This is a genomic window from Cocleimonas sp. KMM 6892, assembly GCF_035798195.1.
Classification (GTDB): Bacteria; Pseudomonadota; Gammaproteobacteria; order Thiotrichales; family Thiotrichaceae; genus Cocleimonas; species Cocleimonas flava.
The window spans coordinates 138221-158724 of the sequence record NZ_JAPFBV010000006.1; the positions used below are offsets into that span (position 1 = coordinate 138221).

At 39.3% G+C, this 20504-nt stretch carries 18 protein-coding genes and 2 pseudogenes; 18 read left to right on the forward strand and 2 right to left on the reverse strand.

The features are described from left to right. The first annotated feature begins 29 nt into the window (after positions 1-29). The 7 genes and pseudogenes from OO007_RS16380 (at position 30) to OO007_RS16410 (ending at position 6884) form a co-directional block, all read left to right on the forward strand. On the forward strand, positions 30-560 hold the full coding sequence (locus OO007_RS16380) for a hypothetical protein (RefSeq protein WP_325809598.1): 531 nt from the start codon (positions 30-32) through the stop codon (positions 558-560). Positions 561-681: 121 nt separating this feature from the next. Continuing rightward, on the forward strand, positions 682-1386 hold the full coding sequence (locus OO007_RS16385; RefSeq protein ID WP_325809599.1) for a TetR/AcrR family transcriptional regulator: 705 nt from the start codon (positions 682-684) through the stop codon (positions 1384-1386). Positions 1387-1396: 10 nt separating this feature from the next. Then, positions 1397-3769 (forward strand): efflux RND transporter permease subunit, encoded by a 2373-nt coding sequence (locus tag OO007_RS16390; protein WP_325809600.1) that lies wholly within the window; start codon positions 1397-1399, stop codon positions 3767-3769. Positions 3770-3956: 187 nt separating this feature from the next. Further along, positions 3957-4736 carry an outer membrane lipoprotein-sorting protein gene (locus OO007_RS16395; RefSeq protein WP_325809601.1) on the forward strand — a complete coding sequence of 260 codons (780 nt, stop codon included), beginning with the start codon at positions 3957-3959 and terminating at the stop codon, positions 4734-4736. A gap of 32 nt (positions 4737-4768) precedes the next feature. Next, the gene (locus OO007_RS16400) at positions 4769-5143 is read left to right on the forward strand and encodes a TfoX/Sxy family protein (protein WP_325809602.1); all 375 of its coding nucleotides are present in this window, start codon (positions 4769-4771) and stop codon (positions 5141-5143) included. Between the two features lie 41 nt (positions 5144-5184). Then, positions 5185-5649: pseudogene (locus tag OO007_RS16405) on the forward strand (methyltransferase family protein); the annotation flags it as partial. 65 nt (positions 5650-5714) lie between these two features. Further along, complete coding sequence (locus OO007_RS16410; RefSeq protein WP_325809603.1) at positions 5715-6884, forward strand: hypothetical protein; 1170 nt, start codon at positions 5715-5717, stop codon at positions 6882-6884. A gap of 219 nt (positions 6885-7103) precedes the next feature. On the opposite strand, the gene acs is transcribed toward OO007_RS16410, so the two are convergent. Beyond that, positions 7104-9047, reverse strand: a complete 1944-nt coding sequence (gene acs, locus OO007_RS16415) for an acetate--CoA ligase (protein ID WP_131906582.1) — start codon at positions 9045-9047, stop codon at positions 7104-7106. 403 nt (positions 9048-9450) lie between these two features. Between acs and ccoS the strand changes: the two genes are divergently transcribed. From ccoS to OO007_RS16465, 11 genes and pseudogenes are all read left to right on the forward strand, one after another. Then, entirely contained in the window at positions 9451-9654 is a 204-nt protein-coding gene (ccoS, locus tag OO007_RS16420; RefSeq protein ID WP_325809786.1) for a cbb3-type cytochrome oxidase assembly protein CcoS, read from the forward strand. A 282-nt stretch (positions 9655-9936) separates the two neighbouring features. Further along, positions 9937-10836: a LysR family transcriptional regulator gene (locus OO007_RS16425; RefSeq protein WP_131906580.1), complete on the forward strand. Its 900-nt coding sequence runs from the start codon at positions 9937-9939 to the stop codon at positions 10834-10836. Positions 10837-10967: 131 nt separating this feature from the next. Further along, positions 10968-11369, forward strand: coding sequence for a hypothetical protein (locus tag OO007_RS16430; protein ID WP_207907089.1), 402 nt, complete (start codon positions 10968-10970; stop codon positions 11367-11369). A 54-nt stretch (positions 11370-11423) separates the two neighbouring features. Beyond that, on the forward strand, positions 11424-12488 hold the full coding sequence (locus OO007_RS16435; protein ID WP_131906579.1) for an AI-2E family transporter: 1065 nt from the start codon (positions 11424-11426) through the stop codon (positions 12486-12488). Beyond that, positions 12478-13191: a M48 family metallopeptidase gene (locus tag OO007_RS16440; RefSeq protein WP_325809604.1), complete on the forward strand. Its 714-nt coding sequence runs from the start codon at positions 12478-12480 to the stop codon at positions 13189-13191. Before OO007_RS16435 ends, OO007_RS16440 begins: the two co-directional genes overlap by 11 nt. A gap of 417 nt (positions 13192-13608) precedes the next feature. Beyond that, positions 13609-14208, forward strand: a complete 600-nt coding sequence (pilV, locus tag OO007_RS16445) for a type IV pilus modification protein PilV (protein ID WP_325809605.1) — start codon at positions 13609-13611, stop codon at positions 14206-14208. After that, a pseudogene (locus OO007_RS20285) lies at positions 14205-14285 on the forward strand (prepilin-type N-terminal cleavage/methylation domain-containing protein); the annotation flags it as partial. The gene pilV and the pseudogene OO007_RS20285, both read left to right, overlap by 4 nt. Positions 14286-14387: 102 nt before the next feature. Next, positions 14388-15035: a PilW family protein gene (locus tag OO007_RS16450; protein ID WP_325809606.1), complete on the forward strand. Its 648-nt coding sequence runs from the start codon at positions 14388-14390 to the stop codon at positions 15033-15035. 1 nt (position 15036) lies between these two features. Beyond that, complete coding sequence (locus tag OO007_RS16455; protein ID WP_325809607.1) at positions 15037-15549, forward strand: pilus assembly PilX family protein; 513 nt, start codon at positions 15037-15039, stop codon at positions 15547-15549. 59 nt (positions 15550-15608) lie between these two features. After that, entirely contained in the window at positions 15609-19079 is a 3471-nt protein-coding gene (locus OO007_RS16460; RefSeq protein ID WP_325809608.1) for a pilus assembly protein, read from the forward strand. 16 nt (positions 19080-19095) lie between these two features. After that, the gene (locus tag OO007_RS16465; RefSeq protein WP_325809787.1) at positions 19096-19569 is read left to right on the forward strand and encodes a type IV pilin protein; all 474 of its coding nucleotides are present in this window, start codon (positions 19096-19098) and stop codon (positions 19567-19569) included. A gap of 77 nt (positions 19570-19646) precedes the next feature. Here OO007_RS16465 and prmC read toward each other — a convergent pair whose 3' ends face one another. After that, a complete protein-coding gene (prmC, locus tag OO007_RS16470) occupies positions 19647-20495 on the reverse strand; it encodes a peptide chain release factor N(5)-glutamine methyltransferase (RefSeq protein ID WP_325809609.1) in 849 nt (282 codons plus the stop codon). Positions 20496-20504: the final 9 nt, after the last annotated feature.

The window sequence follows — 20504 nt, forward strand, 5'->3', positions numbered from 1 at the left end:
TAATGTTTTATTTTTGATTTGTGCATTCTATGGAAAACCGTCGTTTATTGTTTCGCGTTATTTTGAAATCATTATTTTTCGTTGGTTTATTCGTTTTAATCGCGGTATTCGTTAATTCTTTATTTACCAATCAACAAGACAATAATCAGAAAGATAAAAAAGAAAAGCAAATTGCTACGGTTGCTATCGATATCAGCGATATGCGAAAAGGTGAAATAAGAAAAGTGCGCTGGGGCGTAAAAGAAGCCGCGGTACTTTATCGCCAATTTACTAAAAAAGCCCAATCAGAAGAGGGCAGTGACTCATCAAAAGATACCTTGCATAAGCCCTTATCAACCAAGACTCGATCAATAAAACCAGAATATTTTGTTTTCATAAATCATGGCGATTCGGGTAACTGTCCTTTGTATTATGCCAAAGGTGAGTTTAATGATACCTGTTCCAAGAATGTTTTTGATGAAAATGGACTGCCCGTTTTTCCGAATCAGTTGAGTTATCAATTAACCATTCCGCCACATTATTTTGATGGTAATTTGATAAAAATTGGGGGCTGGGAATGATTGCTACCGGAATTCTTAATTATTCAAGCACCCCCCTACTTACAGAGGGTTTTATTGCTTTTATTAATGACTAAACCATAAGTTTGCATACCAACCGGTATGTATGTATGGTGCTGAATTAATGAAATCACTTTCAAAAACTATTGAAACTCCCCAAAGCTGGTGGAAATTATGGTCAAGTTTATGCCCATATTCCGCTGACGCTGAAGGTTCTGAGCCTTTAAGTAAAAGCTCAGCTACTCGTGAAAAAATCCTGCTTGCAGCCTTTAATGAAATCTATCACTGTGGTTTTCAGGCGGCGTCTCTAAATAATATTCTTAAAAATACCGGCACCACCAAGGGCGCTCTATACCATCATTTCAAAAATAAGATGGATCTTGGCTATGCGGTGGTTGATGAATTTATTTTTCAGTCGATTAAAGAAAACTGGATCGAACCATTGAATCAAACCGATGATCCGATCAGAACGATTCAGGATATTTTGACCAATACCTCTAAGATTATGACCGATGCGGATATCCGCTTAGGTTGTCCGATGAATAATCTGGCTCAAGAAATGTCACCGATAGATGAAGGGTTTAGAGAGCGTATTTCAAAAGTCTATTCGGAGTGGCAAGAAGCCATCGAAGCGGCTTGCGAAAGAGGAAAGCTGGCAGGTAATTTCAAGAGTAGTGTCGATTCCAAACAAGCCTCATTGTTGTTTGTTGCTTCCCTCGAAGGGTGTCTGGGATACGCTAAAAGTTTGCAAAGTAAAGATGCCTTACTGAGTTGCGGTCAGGGTCTTATAGATCAATTAGAATCGTTACGGCCAACTAAAAAAACTTAGGAAAAAGAGCATGGTAAAGAAGTATGCTGAGAGTGTTATTCAATTTCGTTGGGCTTTGTTAATACTGTCTGTTTTATTTATGTTATTAGCGGGTGTTGGCGCTAAGAATCTATTTTTTAATAACGATTACCGGATATTCTTCTCGGCAGATGATCCTCGTTTACAAGCCTTCGAAGAATTACAAAATACCTATACCAAAAATGACAATGTCATCATTGTATTGGCGCCTAAAGACGGTGTTGTGTTTAAAACAGAAACACTCACTGCAATAGAAGATGTCACCGAAAAAGCGTGGCAAACACCTTATTCAATTCGAGTCGATTCACTATCAAACTATCAACACAGTGAATCTGTAGAAGATGATATGTCGGTGGCTAATTTGTTTGAAGAAGCGAGTGAGCTGGATGCAGATGAGCTCAGTCGTATTAAAGCGATTGCGCTGAATGAGCCACTATTACTGCATCGTTTGATATCAGAAAAAGCACATGTGAGTGCTCTCAACATTACCATGGAATTTCCCAAGCAAATTCCCGATGGTAAAGGTGGAACAATCGCTGCGGACCCTACTAAGCAAGTTTCTGAAGTGGTTACTTCTGTCCGCGAACTAAAAAGCTATATCGAAAAAACATACCCCGAACTAAGCGTTCATTTATCAGGCATCGTAATGATGAATAATGCTTTTGGTGAGGCAACTATTTACGATATGTCACATCTTTTGCCAATGGCGTTGTTGCTGATATTAATTACCGTTTTTTTATTGTTAAGAAGTGTTTCCGGAACCTTGGCGACCTTGCTGGTGATTTTGTTTTCTGTTATTACGGCGTTTGGTTTAGCCGGTTGGCTGGGAATCGAGCTGTCTTCTCCTGTGATGTCTGCACCCGTCATAATTATGACGCTGGCGGTTGCGGATTGCGTGCATATCCTTTCTACCTGGTTATCTGAAATTCGTCAGGGGTCTGACAAGAAAACGGCAATGGTTGAAAGTCTTAGGGTCAACTTTATGCCGGTATTTTTGACTTCCGTCACCACTGCTATAGGTTTCTTATCTCTTAATACAAGTGATGCGCCACCTTTTCGCGACCTGGGGAATGTTGCCGCAATGGGGGTAATTGCAGCATTTATCTTCTCTATATTCTTTCTGCCAGCAATAGCGACCCTTTTACCGATTAGGGAAAAGAAAAAAGACACGCACACCTTAAAAATCATGTCTTCGTTTGCGGAATGGGTGATTGCGAAGCAAAAATCTCTGTTAGTAGGTATGAGCTTAATCGCAGTTGTCTTGATTTCGCTTATTCCAATCAATGAATTAAACGATGTGTTTGTTGAGTACTTTGATGAACGCATTGAGTTTCGTCGGGATACTGATTTTATCAGTCAAAATTTAACCGGTATTTATAATATCGAATATTCTATTAATACAGAAAACACCGGTGATATCTCCGATCCCGATGTGTTGGTGAATATCAAGAAATTTACGGATTGGTTAAATACTCAGCCTGAAGTGGTTCATGTAAATACTGTTACGGATACTTTCACCCGTTTAAATAAAAATATGCACGGCGATGATAAGAGCTATTACAAGCTACCTGAATCCCGAGAAATGGCTGCGCAATATCTGTTGCTATACGAAATGTCGTTGCCTTTCGGTCTGGATTTGAACAATCAGATCGATATCGATAAGAAGAGTACGCGTATCACCGTGACGTTGAAGACCATATCGACAAAACAAGTGCTAGAGATGGAAACCCGGGTTGATCAGTGGATGGAGCAGAATATGCCACATCTGAAAGCAGTTGGCGCTAGCCCTACAATTATGTTTGCCCATATTGGTATGAAAAATATTATCAGTATGATTAGTGGAACAACTATTGCTTTAGTCCTGATTTCGTTGATTCTGGTTTTTGCCTTGAAGTCGTGGCGATATGGTTTATTGAGTTTAATCCCTAATCTTGTTCCTGCCGGCATGGCATTTGGTATTTGGGCGCTTATTAGTGGTGAGATTGGTTTAGCGTTGTCTGTGGTTACGGCAATGACGTTGGGGATTGTGGTAGACGATACCATTCACTTTTTATCCAAATATTTACGTGCCAGACGAGAAAAAGGATTGGGTGCTGAAGATGCCGTGCGTTATGCCTTTTCTACGGTAGGCGTGGCTCTTTGGGTGACCTCTGTGGCATTGGTTGCAGGCTTTTTGGTGTTAGCAACATCCTCCTTTAAATTGAATTCAGGCATGGGGCTACTAACCGCGATAGTTATCGCAATCGCTTTGATTGTTGATTTCTTGTTGTTACCGCCACTTCTTATAAAGCTGGATGCCTGGTTGAACAAAGATAAAAAAGTGACAGAACCTGTTTCGGCTGTCATTAGTGAAAATCAGATTTAATGTGAAATGTATAAAAAGATCATAAAATGAAAAGGTCATAGGTATTCGTTGCAAAACGAACACGAATATAAAGAAAAGGTTCGATAGTAGAAGAACCGACTATCGCAGTGATTGAACTGCAATGTGATTATCGAGTCTTAATTGGATAGATAAGACTTAACAAATAGTATGAATAATTGGAGAGAGAATGAAAATCAAACTGTTACTAGCGACATTGTTAACTGTTTCATCATTGGGTGTATTTGCTGAAACACCTGCGGAAAAAGGGCTAAGAATTGCTAAAGCGGCAGACCTCAGTGACCAGGGCTTTTCTGATTTTACTGCGAATATGGTAATGACCTTGAAAAACCGTGCTGGTAAAACCAGCCGTCGAATTATTCGTATCAAAACCTTAGAAGGTAAGGGTGATGGCGATAAGTCTTTATCCTTATTCGATGAGCCGGCTGATGTCAAAGGCACGGCGATGTTGACCTTTTCTCATGGTTTAAAACCTGATGATCAATGGCTTTACCTTCCTGCACTTAAGCGTGTTAAGCGAATTAATTCGAAAAACAAATCTGGTCCTTTTATGGGGAGTGAATTTGCCTTTGAAGATTTGGGATCACAGGAAGTTGAGAAATATACATACAACTACCTCAAAGAACAGCCGTGCGGAAATGGCATGAAGTGTCATGTGATTGAACGTATTCCTGCGTATAAATATTCTGGCTACACAAAACAGGTGACGTGGATTGATACTCAGGCTTATCGACCAGTAAAAGTGATGTACTATGATCGTAAAAATTCTTTGTTAAAGACCTTAAATGCTACTGGATTTAAACAATACGCAGGTAAGCATTGGCGACCAGCGTTGATGGCAATGCAGAACCATCAAACGGGTAAAAGTACGACTTTAGAGTGGACTAACTATAAATTTAAAACCGGTTTATCAAAACGTGATTTCAATAAAAAGTCTCTAGCGCGTTAAACGTAAACGATATAAGGCGTTGAGAAAAGTCCATGTCAGTATCCGCAGAGTATCTCGCATATATTCAGGATTTACTCTGCGATGTGCCTGATGTCAGCGTTAAAGCATTTTTCGGCGGTAAATCGTTAAGATCTCGTTATCGGGTGAGCCCAGAGGGTGAGTATCAGGAGCAGTTGGAAGAAATCCAGTTTGCAATGATTATCGATGATGTTCTGTATTTTGTGGTAGATGATCAAAGTCGTCCAAAATATGAAACGCTAGGCATGACGCCTTTTGAATATGAAAAGAAAACGGGTGCGGTTAAAGTGCGTAAATATTATACCGCCCCAGAAAGCTGTTTTGAAGATCAGGATGTGATGCACGAATGGGCTAAAGAAGCGTTACAAGCAGCGAGCCGATCGCAGTAAAATACTGAAATAGAAAAGACAAATTTAACCAAAAGCACGGAAGCTTTTACATGTTGCAACTTAAAATCCCACCACCCGTTTATTCGATCAGTATTGCCATTGTTATGTGGTTACTGAGTAAATACATGCCAGTTGCCGAGATTATTCAAACCCCCTGGAACAAAATTGGTTTGGTGATTATTGTTATTGCAGTGAGTTTTGATGTCTGGTCGTTATTGCTGTTTTTGAAAAAGAAGACCACGCCCAATCCTATGAAACCCGAAAATACTTCTGGTATTGTCACCAAGGGATTGTATCAATATAGCCGTAATCCTATGTATCTTGGTATGTTAATTATCTTGTTTGGTTTCGGTATATGGCTAGGTAGTTTGTCTCCTTTTGTTATGTTACCTGCGTTTTATTGGGTTATTACAGAGATGCAGATAAAGCCGGAAGAACGCATGCTAGAGCAGAAATTTACGAACGAATATTTAGACTATAAAAACAGGGTTAGACGATGGCTTTAAAAAATCAACATCTATTCAACAAATGTTTGGGGGATAATTTGTCGCTATCTGTAAAGAGACTGGCTGTGTCTATCGCAGCTTTGGCGTTCACTTCTACTGTGACTGCTGCTGAGCTCTCGGGCAATGTTGCCGTTGAAGGACGTTTGTTTACTACCGATCCTGCTTATGAAAAACAGACCGAAAGTGGGGGGGTGTCATTGAGTTTTCTGCCTGAGTTTAAACACAAGTGGGATAATGAAGACCAGCAGTTTACCTTCACACCTTTCTATCGTTGGGATGAAAACGACGATGAAAGAACGCACGGTGATATCCGTCAGCTAGATTACCTGGTGAGTAAGGGAGACTGGGAATATCAGCTTGGTATCAGTAAAAAATTCTGGGGTGTAACAGAGTCGCAGCATCTAGTAGATATTATTAATCAGACCGATGGTGTTGAGGGTATCGATGGCGAGGATAAGCTCGGTCAGCCAATGTTTCGTGTGAGTCGTCTCACAGATACGGGTTCAGTGGATTTCTTTGTATTGCCTTATTTTCGAGAGAGGACGTTTTCGGGTGTTAATGGACGGTTTCGAACGCCGTTGGTGGTCGATACAGATGCCGCAACCTATGAGTCAGCTTCTGAAGATAAACACATAGATTATGCGGTGCATTGGTCAGAGTCGTTAGACGAATTTGATTTTGGGGTGCATCTCTTCGACGGTACTTCGCGTGATCCGGATTTGCGTATAGGTCAGAAGAATGGGGAAGCAGTTCTGGTGCCTCATTATCCGTTAATTACCCAGCTTGGTTTAGATCTTCAATACACAGGGGAAGCTATCATCTGGAAGTTAGAAGCGATACATCGAAAGCGAAAGGGGGATGATTACTCTGCAGCAGTGGGGGGGGTTGAATATACCTTACCCGCTATCTCAGAATCTGGTGCAGAACTGGGTTTGCTGGCTGAATACCATAGAGACTCACGCGGAGAAGTAGCCAACGCTCCTTTTCAGAACGATCTGTTTTTTGGCGCGCGTCTGGCGTTAAATGATGAAGACAGTAGTGAGTTGTTAGCAGGTGCTTTTGTCGATTTAGATAACTCTTCAAAAAGTTTGAGATTAGAAGCAAGTCGAAGAATTGGTAATGGTATGAAGCTGAATATAGAAGGACAGGTTTTTACCGATGTGGATGAGAATGATCCTTTTTATACCTTTAGCAAAGATGATTATATTCAAGTAGAGCTAGAAAAGTTCTTTTAAGATTTAAACGTCATCAAGTTTCGAAATAGTCGTAAATGGGTCTTGATAGGTATCATTCTGAAACCACAATAATTCCGTTAAATAACAATATTTAATGAATAAAAAAACCGCCTTAAAGTAGGGGGGGGACTTTAAAGGCACCTCCCCACTTACAGGCGGTTTTTTTGCTTATAAATACCTAATAATCATCTATCTAATTAGTAGGTGTTTAATGGGCTATTAGCGATTTTCGCGATTATCAATCAAGTCATCCACAACAGATGGATCAGCAAGTGTAGATGTATCGCCCAATCCATCAACTTCATCTGCCGCTATCTTACGTAAGATACGACGCATGATTTTACCAGAACGTGTCTTAGGTAAGCCTGGAGCAAATTGAATAATGTTGATTTTTGCAATCGGTCCGATTTCGCCACGAACAAGTTTAACCAGTTCTGCTTTAAGCTCTTCTGATCCTTCTTCGCCGTCCATAAGTGTCACGTAAGCGTAAATTCCCTGACCAGTAAGATCGTGTGGGTAACCAACAACAGCAGCTTCCGCAACAACTTCATGTAAGCCAAGAGCCGCTTCGATTTCAGCCGTTCCAAGACGATGACCAGATACGTTTAATACGTCATCAACACGTCCTGTGATCCAGTAGTTTCCATCTTCGTCACGTTTCGCGCCATCGCCCGTAAAGTAATAGCCTTTAAACATTGAGAAGTATGTTTCGTAGAAACGTTTGTGGTCTCCGAATACCGTGCGAATCATGGCAGGCCATGGGCGATCGATTGCCAGATTACCTGATGCAGGATTTCCTTCAATCTCGTTACCTTCGTCATCCAGTAATACAGGGTGAACACCAAAGAATGGCGCTGTCGCAGAACCCGGCTTCAATGCGTGCGCGCCTGGTAATGGAGTCATCATGTGTGAGCCTGTTTCTGTTTGCCACCAGGTATCAACGATAGGGCATTTTCCATTACCGACAACACCGTGGTACCACTCCCAGGCTTCTGGGTTGATTGGCTCGCCAACGGTTCCAAGTACGCGTAAGGTCTCGCGAGAGGTTGATTCTACAGGACCATTACCAGCACCCATTAATGAACGGATTGCGGTTGGAGCAGTATAGAAAATGTTAACTTTGTGCTTATCAACAACTTGCCAGAAACGTGAAATATCAGGGTAGGTTGGTATGCCTTCAAACATTAAGGTTGTTGCACCGTTGGCTAGCGGGCCATATACGATGTAAGTGTGTCCTGTTACCCAACCAACGTCAGCCGTACACCAGTAAACATCACCGTCTTTATAATCAAACACAGCTTCGTGTGTCATTGCGGCTTGAACCAGGTAACCACCAGTTGAGTGAAGTACACCTTTTGGTGTTCCTGTAGAACCAGACGTGTAGAGGATAAATAGCGGGTCTTCTGAGTCCATTTCTTCTGGAGGACAATCTGGGCTTGCAGCTGCAATAGCTTCGTCGTACCAGATATCACGGCCTTCTGTCCATGCTACGTCATCACCACCACGACGAACAACGATACAGGTAGTCACGCCAGGGCAGTTATCAATAGCTGTGTCAGCATTCACTTTCAGTGGGATTTTACGTCCGCCACGCATTGATTGGTCTGAAGTGATGACAACTTTACAATCAGAGTCATTGATACGACTTGCTAATGCGTCAGGTGAAAAGCCACCGAAGACGATTGAATGGATAGCACCGATACGCGTACAAGCAAGCATTGCCACTGCAGCTTCTGGAATCATTGGTAGGTAAAGTGATACACGATCACCTTTTTGCACGCCGCGATCTTTCAGTACGTTTGCGAAGCGTGAAACTTCTTCGTGAAGTTCTTTGTAGGTAATCTTGCGATCATCTTCTGGGCTATCGCCTTCCCAGATAATTGCAACCTGATCGCCGCGTTTTTCTAAATGACGGTCTAGGCAGTTATATGAGACATTCAACTTGGCATTTTTAAACCATTCGATATGAAGATCTTCCTGATCAAAGCTCCAGTCTGATACCGTATCCCAGGGTTTAAACCAGGATACATATTTATTGGCTTGTTCTGCCCAGAATCCGTCGGGGTTGTCTATGGACTCTTTGTACATAGCTTGGTATTGCTCTGCATTAATATTTGCATTTGCTGCAAATTCGACAGATACGGGGTGTACAATGTCTGGCATGTGCTTCTCCTATTAGTTATCGTTATGTTTATGCTCGCGTACGAATACGACTTCTCACAATTTGATAATATTGAATGCTTATATTTTGCATCCTCATTAATTAGTTGTAATAGCATAATGTAATACTTACATTATATTTGGCAAGTGCTGTTGTCATGATTGAGCAAAAGTTGTCTTTAATAGTGTCAGTATTTGTCGCTATTAAATATATGTATAAATAGAGTAAAAAATATTTTACTAATAAAAACAACAAGATACAAAGTTGGCATGTGATTTGCTATTAGTATTGATATCTTGAAGTGTTTACTATAAAAAGATCAATGATTTAAAATTCAAGATGTTTTTATATTAAATAAATGAATTAAGGTGAATTGAAGGTGTAAAAAATATGGGTGCTTTATCAATGACAATTTTGATTGGAGTTCTAGTCATGTTGATTGTCGTTTTTGCGTTTGTGCTGACAGTGAAAAGTGGTCAGTACGATGATATGGAAGGACCAGCACATAGGATTCTGATGGACGATGATGATCCTAGAATTCCTGGTAATTCATCGGAGCAAAAAAAAACTGAGGTTTCTCAAATAGATAAAGAGCAAAATCAGGTTTAGATTTTTCTGATACCGTATCATTTTGAATGTTACTTTAGTATTTTTAGTAACAGAGTAAAGTACAAGGGTTATATAATAATTTTATAGTGTCAAAAAAAGTATCTTGTAATAAAAATATTTTCTAGACAGGGTCTAAAAAGGTCGGGTTTCTTGATTTTTAAAGGAGTTCACCTACTATATAAGTTGATTGTTATATAAATACAGTTGCTAAGGATAATAATAAAAATATTTCTTAGCATTCAATTATTGCGAGTAAGAGTTAATTTAGGAGTACAAAAACCTATGTCAGATAGGAGATTACAGGTATTTCATGCTGTAGCTAGACTGCTGAGCTTTACAAAAGCTGCAGAAGTACTACACATGACACAACCTGCCGTTACGTTTCAAATTCGTCAGCTAGAAGAACAATTTGATACAAGATTATTCGATCGTGCTCATAACAGGGTTAGCCTCACAGAGGCAGGGCATGTCGCGTTTGAATATGCAGAAATTATTTTTGAAAAGTATTCAGAAATGGAAAATGCTATTCGTGAGATAACGGGTAGTATTAGTGGTTCGTTGACACTTGGGGCTTCAACAACCATATCCGAATATATGCTACCGGCATTACTGGGAGACTTTAATGCAAAGAATCCTGAAGTGTTGCTGAGGCTTAGAGTATCTAATACAGAAGGCATTGTTTCGATGGTCGAAAACAATGTCATTGATTTAGGTGTGGTTGAAGGTCCAGTTACAAATAAAAATTTGTTGGTGGAAATCTGTCGCAAAGACGACCTTGTGGTTGTTGTACCTCCAGATCATGAATTGGCTAAACAAAAAGCTATCTCTGTTAAAAAGATGCTTGAATATCCTTTCATCTGTCGTGAAGAAGGGTCAGGCACTAGAGAAGTAATTGTTGATCACCTGAGAGCTCAAGGTGTTGGCAAGCATGCGTTGAAAGCCTGTTTAGAGCTAGGTAGTCCAGAAGCTATAAAAGGTGCGATACAAGCGGGGATGGGTATTTCTGTATTGTCTAGTGTGAGCTTGGCAAAGGAATTAAAACTTGGTACGTTGGTAACAGTTCCACTAGACCCGCCTCTAAGCAGAGAGTTTTCTTTTGTTAGGCAGCGTCAAAAATTCCGTGTAAGAACCATGGAAGAGCTACTGGATTTTGCCAGAAGCTATTGTAAAGAAAATAAATAGTAACCTTGTTGTTAGCTTAAAAATCGGAGACTTTGTTCTCCGATTTTTTTGTCCGATTTTTTTTGCTTATCGTGCTATTATTTTGTTTTAATACCTTTAGTAATAGTTATTTAGCGGTAGAGTAGAAGTAAATGTTGCCAACCTTACCAACAATGCCTATTCAAGGCAGTAAAACTGAGCGAAAGCTGCTCAAGCTTTTTAAAGGGCTTGATGCTTCCAAGCAACAGACATTAGTTTCTTTTGCAGAATTTTTACTAACTCAAGCATCTGAAGAAGCTAAAGTATCGTTAGAGCAGGAAGGTAAGGAAACATCCCTTACTGAACCTCTTGATATTGAACGCCCTGAAAATGAGAGTGTCATAAAAGCTATTAAAAGACTGAGTGAGACTTATCCTATGGTAAATAAGGATAATATTTTACACCCGATATCCGATCTTATGACGGCTCATATGTTGCAGGGAAAGGAAGCAGAACAGATTATCGATGAGCTTGAAGCGGTATTTTTGAAAGAATACCAAGGCCCAAACAATTAAGCTCATCAATAAATAAAAATAAATTATAAAGTACAAAAGAGATAAGCTTAAATTATGTTAAAACTCGTTAATGACTGGTATCGCCGGCATTTTACAGACCCTCAGGTAGCCATATTAGCGTTATTGCTTGTTTTAGGTGCAACTGTTTTATATTTTATTGGTGATGTATTAACACCTTTACTTGCTTCAATCATCATCGCCTATTTGCTCGATGGCGCTGTCAGCATGTTAAAAAAACGCAAGGTGCCAAGGCTGGTTGCAATACTGTCTACCTTTAGTGTGTTTATTATATTGTTATTAATTGTGCTGTTTATATTAGCGCCTTTATTGTTTAGACAAGCTACGCAGTTTGTTTTGGAAATTCCTAAAATGTTTGCCCAAGGGCAGGCATTATTAATGCAGTTGCCTGAAAAATATCCGAATATTATTTCTGAACAGCAAGTTAGCGAGTTGTTGATAGGGATAAGAACCCAGATTACTGATTTTTCTCAAGCTGTCGTTAGTTTCTCTTTATCTTCTGTGTCAGATTTACTCACCTTTATGGTTTATCTGGTGGTTGTGCCTTTATTGATATTCTTCTTTCTTAAAGATAAAGAAATCATTATCAATTGGTTTAAAGCATTCTTACCTACTGATAGAACATTGGTATCGCAGGTTTGGTATGAAATGAACGGTAAAATCGCAGGATACGTAAGAGGTAAATTTGCGGAAATCGTGGTGGTATGGGTCATTACGTATATCACCTTCATGGTGTTTAACTTGAACTATGCGATGTTATTGTCATTTGCTGTTGGTGTTTCCGTATTAATTCCTTATGTTGGTGCAGCTCTTGTTACCTTGCCTGTTGCGATTGTGGCTTATTTTCAATGGGGCTATTCTACTGAAACGGTTTACGTGATAATCGCTTATGGGGTCATTCAGTTTCTGGATGGTAATTTACTGGTTCCTTTATTGTTTTCAGAAATGGTAAATTTGCATCCCGCTGCAATCATCACTGCGGTGTTATTATTTGGTGGTTTGTGGGGTGTTTGGGGCGTCTTCTTTGCCATTCCATTGGCTACGTTGGTTCACGCAATTATTAATTCCTGGCCAAGGGCACAAAAAGAACTTGAAGAGTGATACATATTCTTTAGCCCTGTCTGATGGTGCTCACCCCTATCTAGTCGTCCGCTCTAAACGGGCAAAACATATTAGAATCAAGTTATCTAATTCAGGTGAGTTGAGTCTTGTCCTGCCCGCAGGAACCCCTGATAGCTTGGGGCATTCTTTTATTCAATCGAAATCTGTCTGGGTAGAAAAAAATCTAAGCAAACTTTCAATTTCTGAAAAAGAGATAATCCCAACGTCATTGAATTTACGTGTTTTGAATGAACAGTGGAATATCGATTACATTAATCAATCAAGTACTCAAATGAGTTTGCAAGAGGACGATGATTATTGTTTGAGAATTTCTGGTGATATCTCTGATATCAGTGAACTGTATTTTCTGATTAATCAATGGTGTAAAAAAAAATCAAAAAAGATTTTTACCTTGATGCTCCAACAATTGGCAGAAGAACATGGTTTTCATTATAACGGTTTGAGTATCAGGGCACAGAAAACACGCTGGGGAAGCTGCTCGAGTAAAAAAAATATCAATCTCAACTGTAAATTACTGTTTATGCCTGTAGATGTGGTGCGATATGTGATGATACACGAGCTTTGTCACACCCTTGAAATGAATCATTCTTCCCGATTCTGGGATTTAGTCGAAGATTGTGACCCTAATTATAAAAAACACAGGCGAGAGTTAAAGCGATTAGGCAAAGAAGTGGTTTTGTAGTTGCGAAGCACGCTATATCCTATTTTCTTATTAGGCTGTTACTCTAATAAGGTTCCCAGTTACCGTAAAAAGTGTTTAAAAATCAGCCTATAAGTAGGGGGGGTGACTTATAAATTACCATTTATCAATGAGTGTCTACCGCTAGTCTTGGGATTGGCAAAATAATATTAATTATGATAAAGAAAATGTAGAATTATTGATCAATAGATGAGCTCGGTTCAACTGAGCTTAAGAAACATACAGTTATAATAGTTAAAATAATAGAGTTGTTGTTTGTGATTGCTGTTAGATAAAACAGTCATATAAGAAAGTATTCAATCGTCGTAATTACTGAGTTTTTATAACTTCGATGAATAGTGTTACTTACCAATCATTAGTTACTTCAACATAAATATAAAAATAATACAGAGAATAATAGTGAAAAGACTGACTTCCAAAAATTTTCAAATTATTAATAGTAATGCATCAAAACAATCAGGCTTTAGTTTGATTGAAGTAATGATTGCGGCACTCATTCTATCGATTGGAATTCTTGGAGTAGCTGGTCTGCAAATAGTGGGCATGAAAGGAACACAACATTCCTATATGAAGCAACAAGCAGCAAATATTGTATATACACTGACAGAACGAATGCGTGCTAATAGACAAGGAGTGATAGGTGGATTTTATTTAGTAGATAATGCTAATCCTGTTGATTGTAGTGGTGCGGCACCTGGGTGTAATAGCTCTACTGCAAATTGTTCTGCGGCTAATATAGCTGCATTTGATCTTCATAATGTTGTTTGTGGCTATCAGGCAACAACTGCATCTCATAAAACAGGTGGGGTTAAGGCTTCTACTGCAAATGATATTGTAGTTCTATCTGATGGCGATGTTGCTGTTACTTATCCGAATGGTTCAGCTACAGGTGATGTACGAATTGAAGTTCAATGGAGCGAAAGACGATTTGGACAAGAAGAAGAAGGAGAAGATATAGAAAGTGACTCATTAGTTATCAATACGAGGATATTGCCATGAGTCTTTTAAGTAGAAACAAGCAAAAAGGTCTATCGTTACTTGAGCTTTTAATAGCCATGATTATTGGTTTGTTCTTATTAGTGGGTATTACATCGTCATATTTGACTAGTAAAAAGACGAGTATTCAAAGAGATGAATACTCCTTATTACAAGACAACGGTCGTGTGGCATTGGAAATTATGTCCAAGACAATAGAGCATGCAGGTTATACATCATTTCCTTCTGGCTCTATTTTTCCTTCCAGTTTTATTACTGATGATGTTGTATCTTCGGCATGTAGTGGTGGTAAGCAAAGCGTGGTTGCCGAATCAATTGCTAATTTTCCTGATACATATACGGATGATGGCGCTTCAGGCGCAAGCGATAGCATAGGTGTCATTTACTTAGGCGATAATAATATTTTTTCTGATTGTGCGGGGGAGCCATTACCCGTTGAGTGTCGTATAAGCGCGATAAATCAAGACTCAGATGCAGCAAGAATTTATAGCTCCTTTTTTGTAGAAGATAGTACTTTGAAGTGTGCTGGTTCAAGAACTGCTGATAAGGTGGATATTGCGGAAGGCATTGAAAATATTCAACTTTTATACGGGGTCAATATAGATGGTGACCCTGAAGTGGATAGATATATCAATGCCACTCAAGTAGGAACGTTTGCCGATAATATTGTCAGTGTACAGATTGCAATTCTGGTTCGTTCGTCTAGAGAAGTAAAAGATAGTCCTGAGTCTATAGAATATTCATTGCTTGATAGCGTGTACACGTCACCAAATGATAGATTTTTACGTGCTGTTTTTACCACTACGGTTAGTTTGAGGAATACTTTGTAAAATGAAACAAATGTCATCAATAAAGCATCATCGTCAACAACATTTTCGTCGACAATATCCACGTCAGCAAAAAGGCATTGCCCTTGTAATGGCTTTAATTCTATTACTGATCATTACGGTTTTAGGGGTTAGCGCAGCGCGTATGACGGGCATGAATACTCAAACAGCCGGTAATAGTATGTATTCAGCGCTGGTTTTTCAGGGTGCTGAGTCAGCCTTAGGTCGCTCGGGTTCAGATTTATTTAATATTCGTGAAGCTGCTTTAACTCGTGGGAATGTGACTGTTCCAGCAAGTTATTTTAATCCGGTTGAAACAGTAACAAGCGGGGTTACTCTTGATTCGTCAGCAACGGTTTCTTATCAAGGTGTAACGGACACTTTACCGCCTAATGGGCTTGGAAATGATGCTAGATTTAATTATCAGGTTTTTCAAATCAACGGAGCAAGTAGTCTTAATGCTACATCTGCAAGAGATAATCATACCGAGGGGCTAGCAATTCCCATCGCGCCATAATTTGATAAATTAAAAACGTTAAATTAATAAAATTAAAATAAGATAAATAGGTATTAGAAATGAAACGCTTAGTAAAATATTTAATCTCAATGATAGTGTTATCTATTAGCGTATCCGTATCAGCAGATGACACGGATATTCTAGATACACCTACCTCTGCTAATATTCTATTTGTCATGGATTTATCTGGAAGTATGGGGTGGGGCAAAGAGCAATACAGCACTCCTTCTGCTTCTGATCCTGCTAGGGTAGATGTATTGCGTGGAGCATTTCAGGCTATTGTTGCCAACTCCGAATTTGATAGTATGAATTTTGGCTTATCCATTTTTTCTGGTGGTGCTCAAAGTAATTTAGGTGCTTCGGTGGCACACGGAATATCATACCCGGTAAGTCCTATTACAGGTAATGCACAAGAGATTCTAAATAGAGAGGGTTATACGCATCCTGGAGTATCCCCAGATAACAGTTATATGCCTGCTGCCGCTGCTAACACTTCAAGAGAATATCTGAGTCTATTATCTTCCCCAGCAGAAGGTATTTGGGAAGTAGGAGGAAGTACTCCTATGGTTGATGCCCTATACGAGGCTGCACTCTATTTTCGTGGAGAAGGAGTACATTGGGGAAAGTATGCACCTAAAGATATTCGCTCTGCTCATCCTTCGACATATACAGGGACGGGAAATCCATTCAGGGAAGTTGTGACGACTGTTACTCCAGAATGTACACTTGAAACTAGAAATTCTTGTACTAAAGGTTCGTGTGGTTCAACAGAAAGTTGCGGAACAAGCTACGAGGTAGGCACACGTTTTGATTCTACTGGAGGAATAAACTGTTCTACCAATACAGGAAGAACATGCTCAACCTATGGAACGACTTGTGGTTTAGGGACTAACTGCAGTTCTGAAACTGATGTTCCTGATAGATGGTGTAACTCTAATATCAGTACAGTTGCTGAGTGTGAGGCTAATAATCCGAGTTGGCATTCTTGTTCAACTTATGAGTCCACTGAGTGCTCTACAGATGTTGAAGGGCAGTCAGTTTGTTCAGCAGTTACCAGAGTTAAATGTAAGGAAACATTAACGATAACTCGTTGTGATGCCTCTGATACTTATACTTGTGATTATCCTGTAGAAAAGTGTACGAAATGTCCTGATCCATATACTGAATCAGTTGTTGAAGGTAGCGAAAGTTACAAATCGCCGATTATTGATAAGTGTTCTAATAATGGTGTGATTTTTCTAACTGATGGCGAGCCAACAGAAAATTCAAGTGCAGATTTAATCGCTAGTATGATTGATGCATCTGGGACAACATATTCTAATGGATGTGAAGCACCTGTCGGTTCTGGAGTAGATCTATACGGTCGTTGTGGTCCTGAACTAGCCAAGTTTTTGGCGACTGAAGATCAGGCGAGTGGAAGTACAGCAGGCTCTATAGATGTGCCAGGTATTCAGACCATTCAAACTCATATAGTAGGGCTTGCTCTTGATGAAACCTCGGCAACTGCGCAATATTTAAATAGAGTTACAGATAGTAGCGGTGGGTCATTTTTGATCGCGGATGATGAGGCAACATTGGTCGAAGCCTTTAAACAGCTTATTAATTCTATTGCCGGTAAAGCCCGATCTTTTGCTGCTCCTTCTTATTCAGTAGATACATCTACTTTGTTGTCTCATGGAAACTCAGTGTATGTTCCCATGTTTGATAAAAGGGGAACTGTATGGCCGGGTAACCTTAAAAAGTTCCAGCTTATCAATGGTGAGTTGATGGATAAGGCGGGTAACTCTGCAACAGATGAAGATGGTTCAATTTTAAGTACTGCTAGAGATATGTGGACTGATACTACAGCGACTCCCAAAGATGCTATAAGTAGCGGTGGAGCGGCTAATAAAATAGATCCTGCGGAACGCCTTTCAATTAGTATGAAAACGAATATTGGAGGTAGTTTAGTTAAATTATCTTCTGCGACTAATGATGATTTTGGGGTCGGAACTACAAATGCAGAGAAAGATGAATTCTTAAAGTACATAAGTGGAACAAACAATGATGATACGCCTAGAAATCATATGGGGGATATCATGCATAGTAAACCTATACAGCTTGAAATAGCTAAAACAACAGGTAATGAGAAAGTAATATTTGTCGGTAGTAATGAAGGTTTTTTACATGCTATTAATGATGCAGATGGAACCGAAGCATTCACATTCATGCCTAGAGAGCTGATTAAAAATATTAAACCACAATATTATAATACTGTTCTGTCTAGGCATATATATGGTGTCGATTCTCCTATCACTTTATGGATTGACGATAGAACTAATGCAACTATTACTCGTGGCAATGGTGTTTTAGATGTTGATGATGGAGAAAAGGCTTATATATTCTTCGGGCTTAGAAGAGGTGGAAAAGGTTACTACGCACTTAATGTAACAGATCCTACTGACCCAAAATTATTGTGGACTAGTGAGTTTGGTGATGGTAATTCCTGGTCTCAACCTGTCGTTAAAATGTTAAAGCGGAATGCTAGTAGTGATCCTGCGCCAGTTTTAATTTTTGGTGGTGGCTACATTGATGATAGTGCTGGAGATGAAGTTTTGGATCAGGCAAATGCAGTTTATATTGTTGATGCTCTTGGTGGCCCAAGTACTTTTTCAAAAACAATCACTACTACAGAGTCATATTCAATTCCATCAAATATAAGCGTTTTAGATATTGATAATAATGGTTCTGTTGATAGGCTTTACTTTGGAGATACTGGGGGATATTTCTGGCGTGTTGATCTAGATGCGGGTAAGGCTGATTCTCCTTCTACTCCTTATGATCTAGCTAAAGCTGAACTTCATAAATTCGCTGATTTAGGTGGGGCTGGAACTGTAAAAAGAAAGTTCTTTGAAGAGCCTTCAATAGCAGTATTCAAAAATAAAGGAAAGCCTATTATAACCATAGCAATTGGTTCTGGAGATAGAACGAATCCGTTAAGTGAAAGTGTTGAGGATAAATTCTTTGTTTTATACGATAAAGAAGTTTTTAATCCACCTGCGAGTACTACGACAGAAATTGAAATGGCTGATTTGTCTCCATCTACAGATACTTTCAATATAAGTTTAGATTCGTTTAAAGGTTGGTATAAAGATTTAACAAGTACTAATGGAGAAAAGGTACTGTCGTCTGCAATTACTTATCAAAATAAAATATTTTTTACAACATTTGGCAAGACAGCTATAGATCCGGCTACTCCAAGCACAATTTGTGTTGAGCCTAATGAGTCTAGATTATATATCCTTGATCTGAATGCAGGGACTGAGTATTCGAATACTAAAGCTTCTTCAGGTGAGATATTGGGTACGCCTCAACTTATCTTTCCGGCTATAGATGAGAATAACTGTGAAGCAGGTAATTGTGAAAGAGCACCAGTTAAAGTATGTGCGGGGTATTGTGGGCCAGGTAACCCAGCAATAACAGTTGATGGTGTTGGTGGATCACCGGTAAATAAAGCATTACAAAGAGTTTATTGGATTGATAATGAATAATAAAAATAGGTGCAAAATGAATAGTTTAAAAATTAATAAAGGTTTTACCTTAATTGAATTGATGATAGTGGTTGGAATAATTGGGATCATTGCTTCTATCGCTGTTCCCTCCTATATGGAGCATGTACGAAAAGGCAAAAGGACAGATGCAAAAGTTGAGTTGTTACGGATAGCACAAATTCAAGAGAGTTACTATGCTCAGAATCTAAGTTATGCATCGAGTCTTACAGCGGCAAGGAACGCTGGTGGTTTAGGCATGACTGCTCCTGTAATGTCAGAGCAGGATAACTATGCAATTGAGTTGACCGCATTGCCAGCTGCATGTGGAGGTACTGCTGCATCACCGTGTACTTCATATACGTTAACAGCAGACGCTCAAGCTAAGCAAAATGATTCTCATTGTGATAATTTTACTATTACCAATACGGGTTTGAAACGAGTTTCGGCTGATGGTGGGAGTGTTGATCGTTCAAAAGAGTGTTGGAAATAATATCTAACACTTCAATCTGGATGAAATAAAAAAGCGCTTAATATATAGGCGCTTTTTTTTGTGTGCTTAGAGTAGAACTAATAAGACTTTGCTAAAGTTATTCTTGTATTACCAGCAAGATCTTTTCTACTTTCAATTTCGACAAATTCAGATATTGCTAAATATTCTTGAGTCTTTTCATGCTGATCATATCCATGTTCCAACAGCAGCCACCCGGATGATGTTAAATATTGTTTACAGTTTTTAATAATATTCTTAATATCTTTAAGTCCATTTTCCTTCGCCACTAACGCCGAATATGGCTCATGTCTTATTGTTTGCTCAAGATGAGGGTCGTTTGGTTCTATATATGGTGGGTTGGATATGACCAAATCAAATGTCAAATCTGGCGCTATTTCTGAGAACCAATTAGAATGTAAAAATTCAATTTGATGATCTAGTTTAAGGTTCTTGGCATTTCTCTCGGCTACTGCTAATGCTTTTACTGAAAAGTCGCATGCCATTATTGATGCGTCGGGACGCTCAGAAGCAATTGCTAATGCAATAATTCCGGAACCTGTGCCCAAATCTAATATTCTTGGGTTTTTAATATCTACTAATTTCTCTATAGCTGTTTCAACAAGCAGTTCGGTTTCAGGGCGGGGGATTAATACATCTGGCGTAACCTCTACGTCGAATGTCCAAAAAGATTTTTTCCCTAATATATAAGCTACTGGGTAATCGTCTTTGCGACGTGTGATAGCGTCTTCAAAGCAGGTTAATTCTGTCTCGGTTAATTCGTGCTCGGGCCATGTATGGCAATAAGTCCTACTTTTATTGAGACAGTGTGCAAGCAATAACTCCGCATCTAATGCAGCCGAGTCAGATACCCCCTCTAATTCTTTTCTAGCTTTAGATAAAACACGTTGAATGGTAATAGCTGTCATAAGCAACAA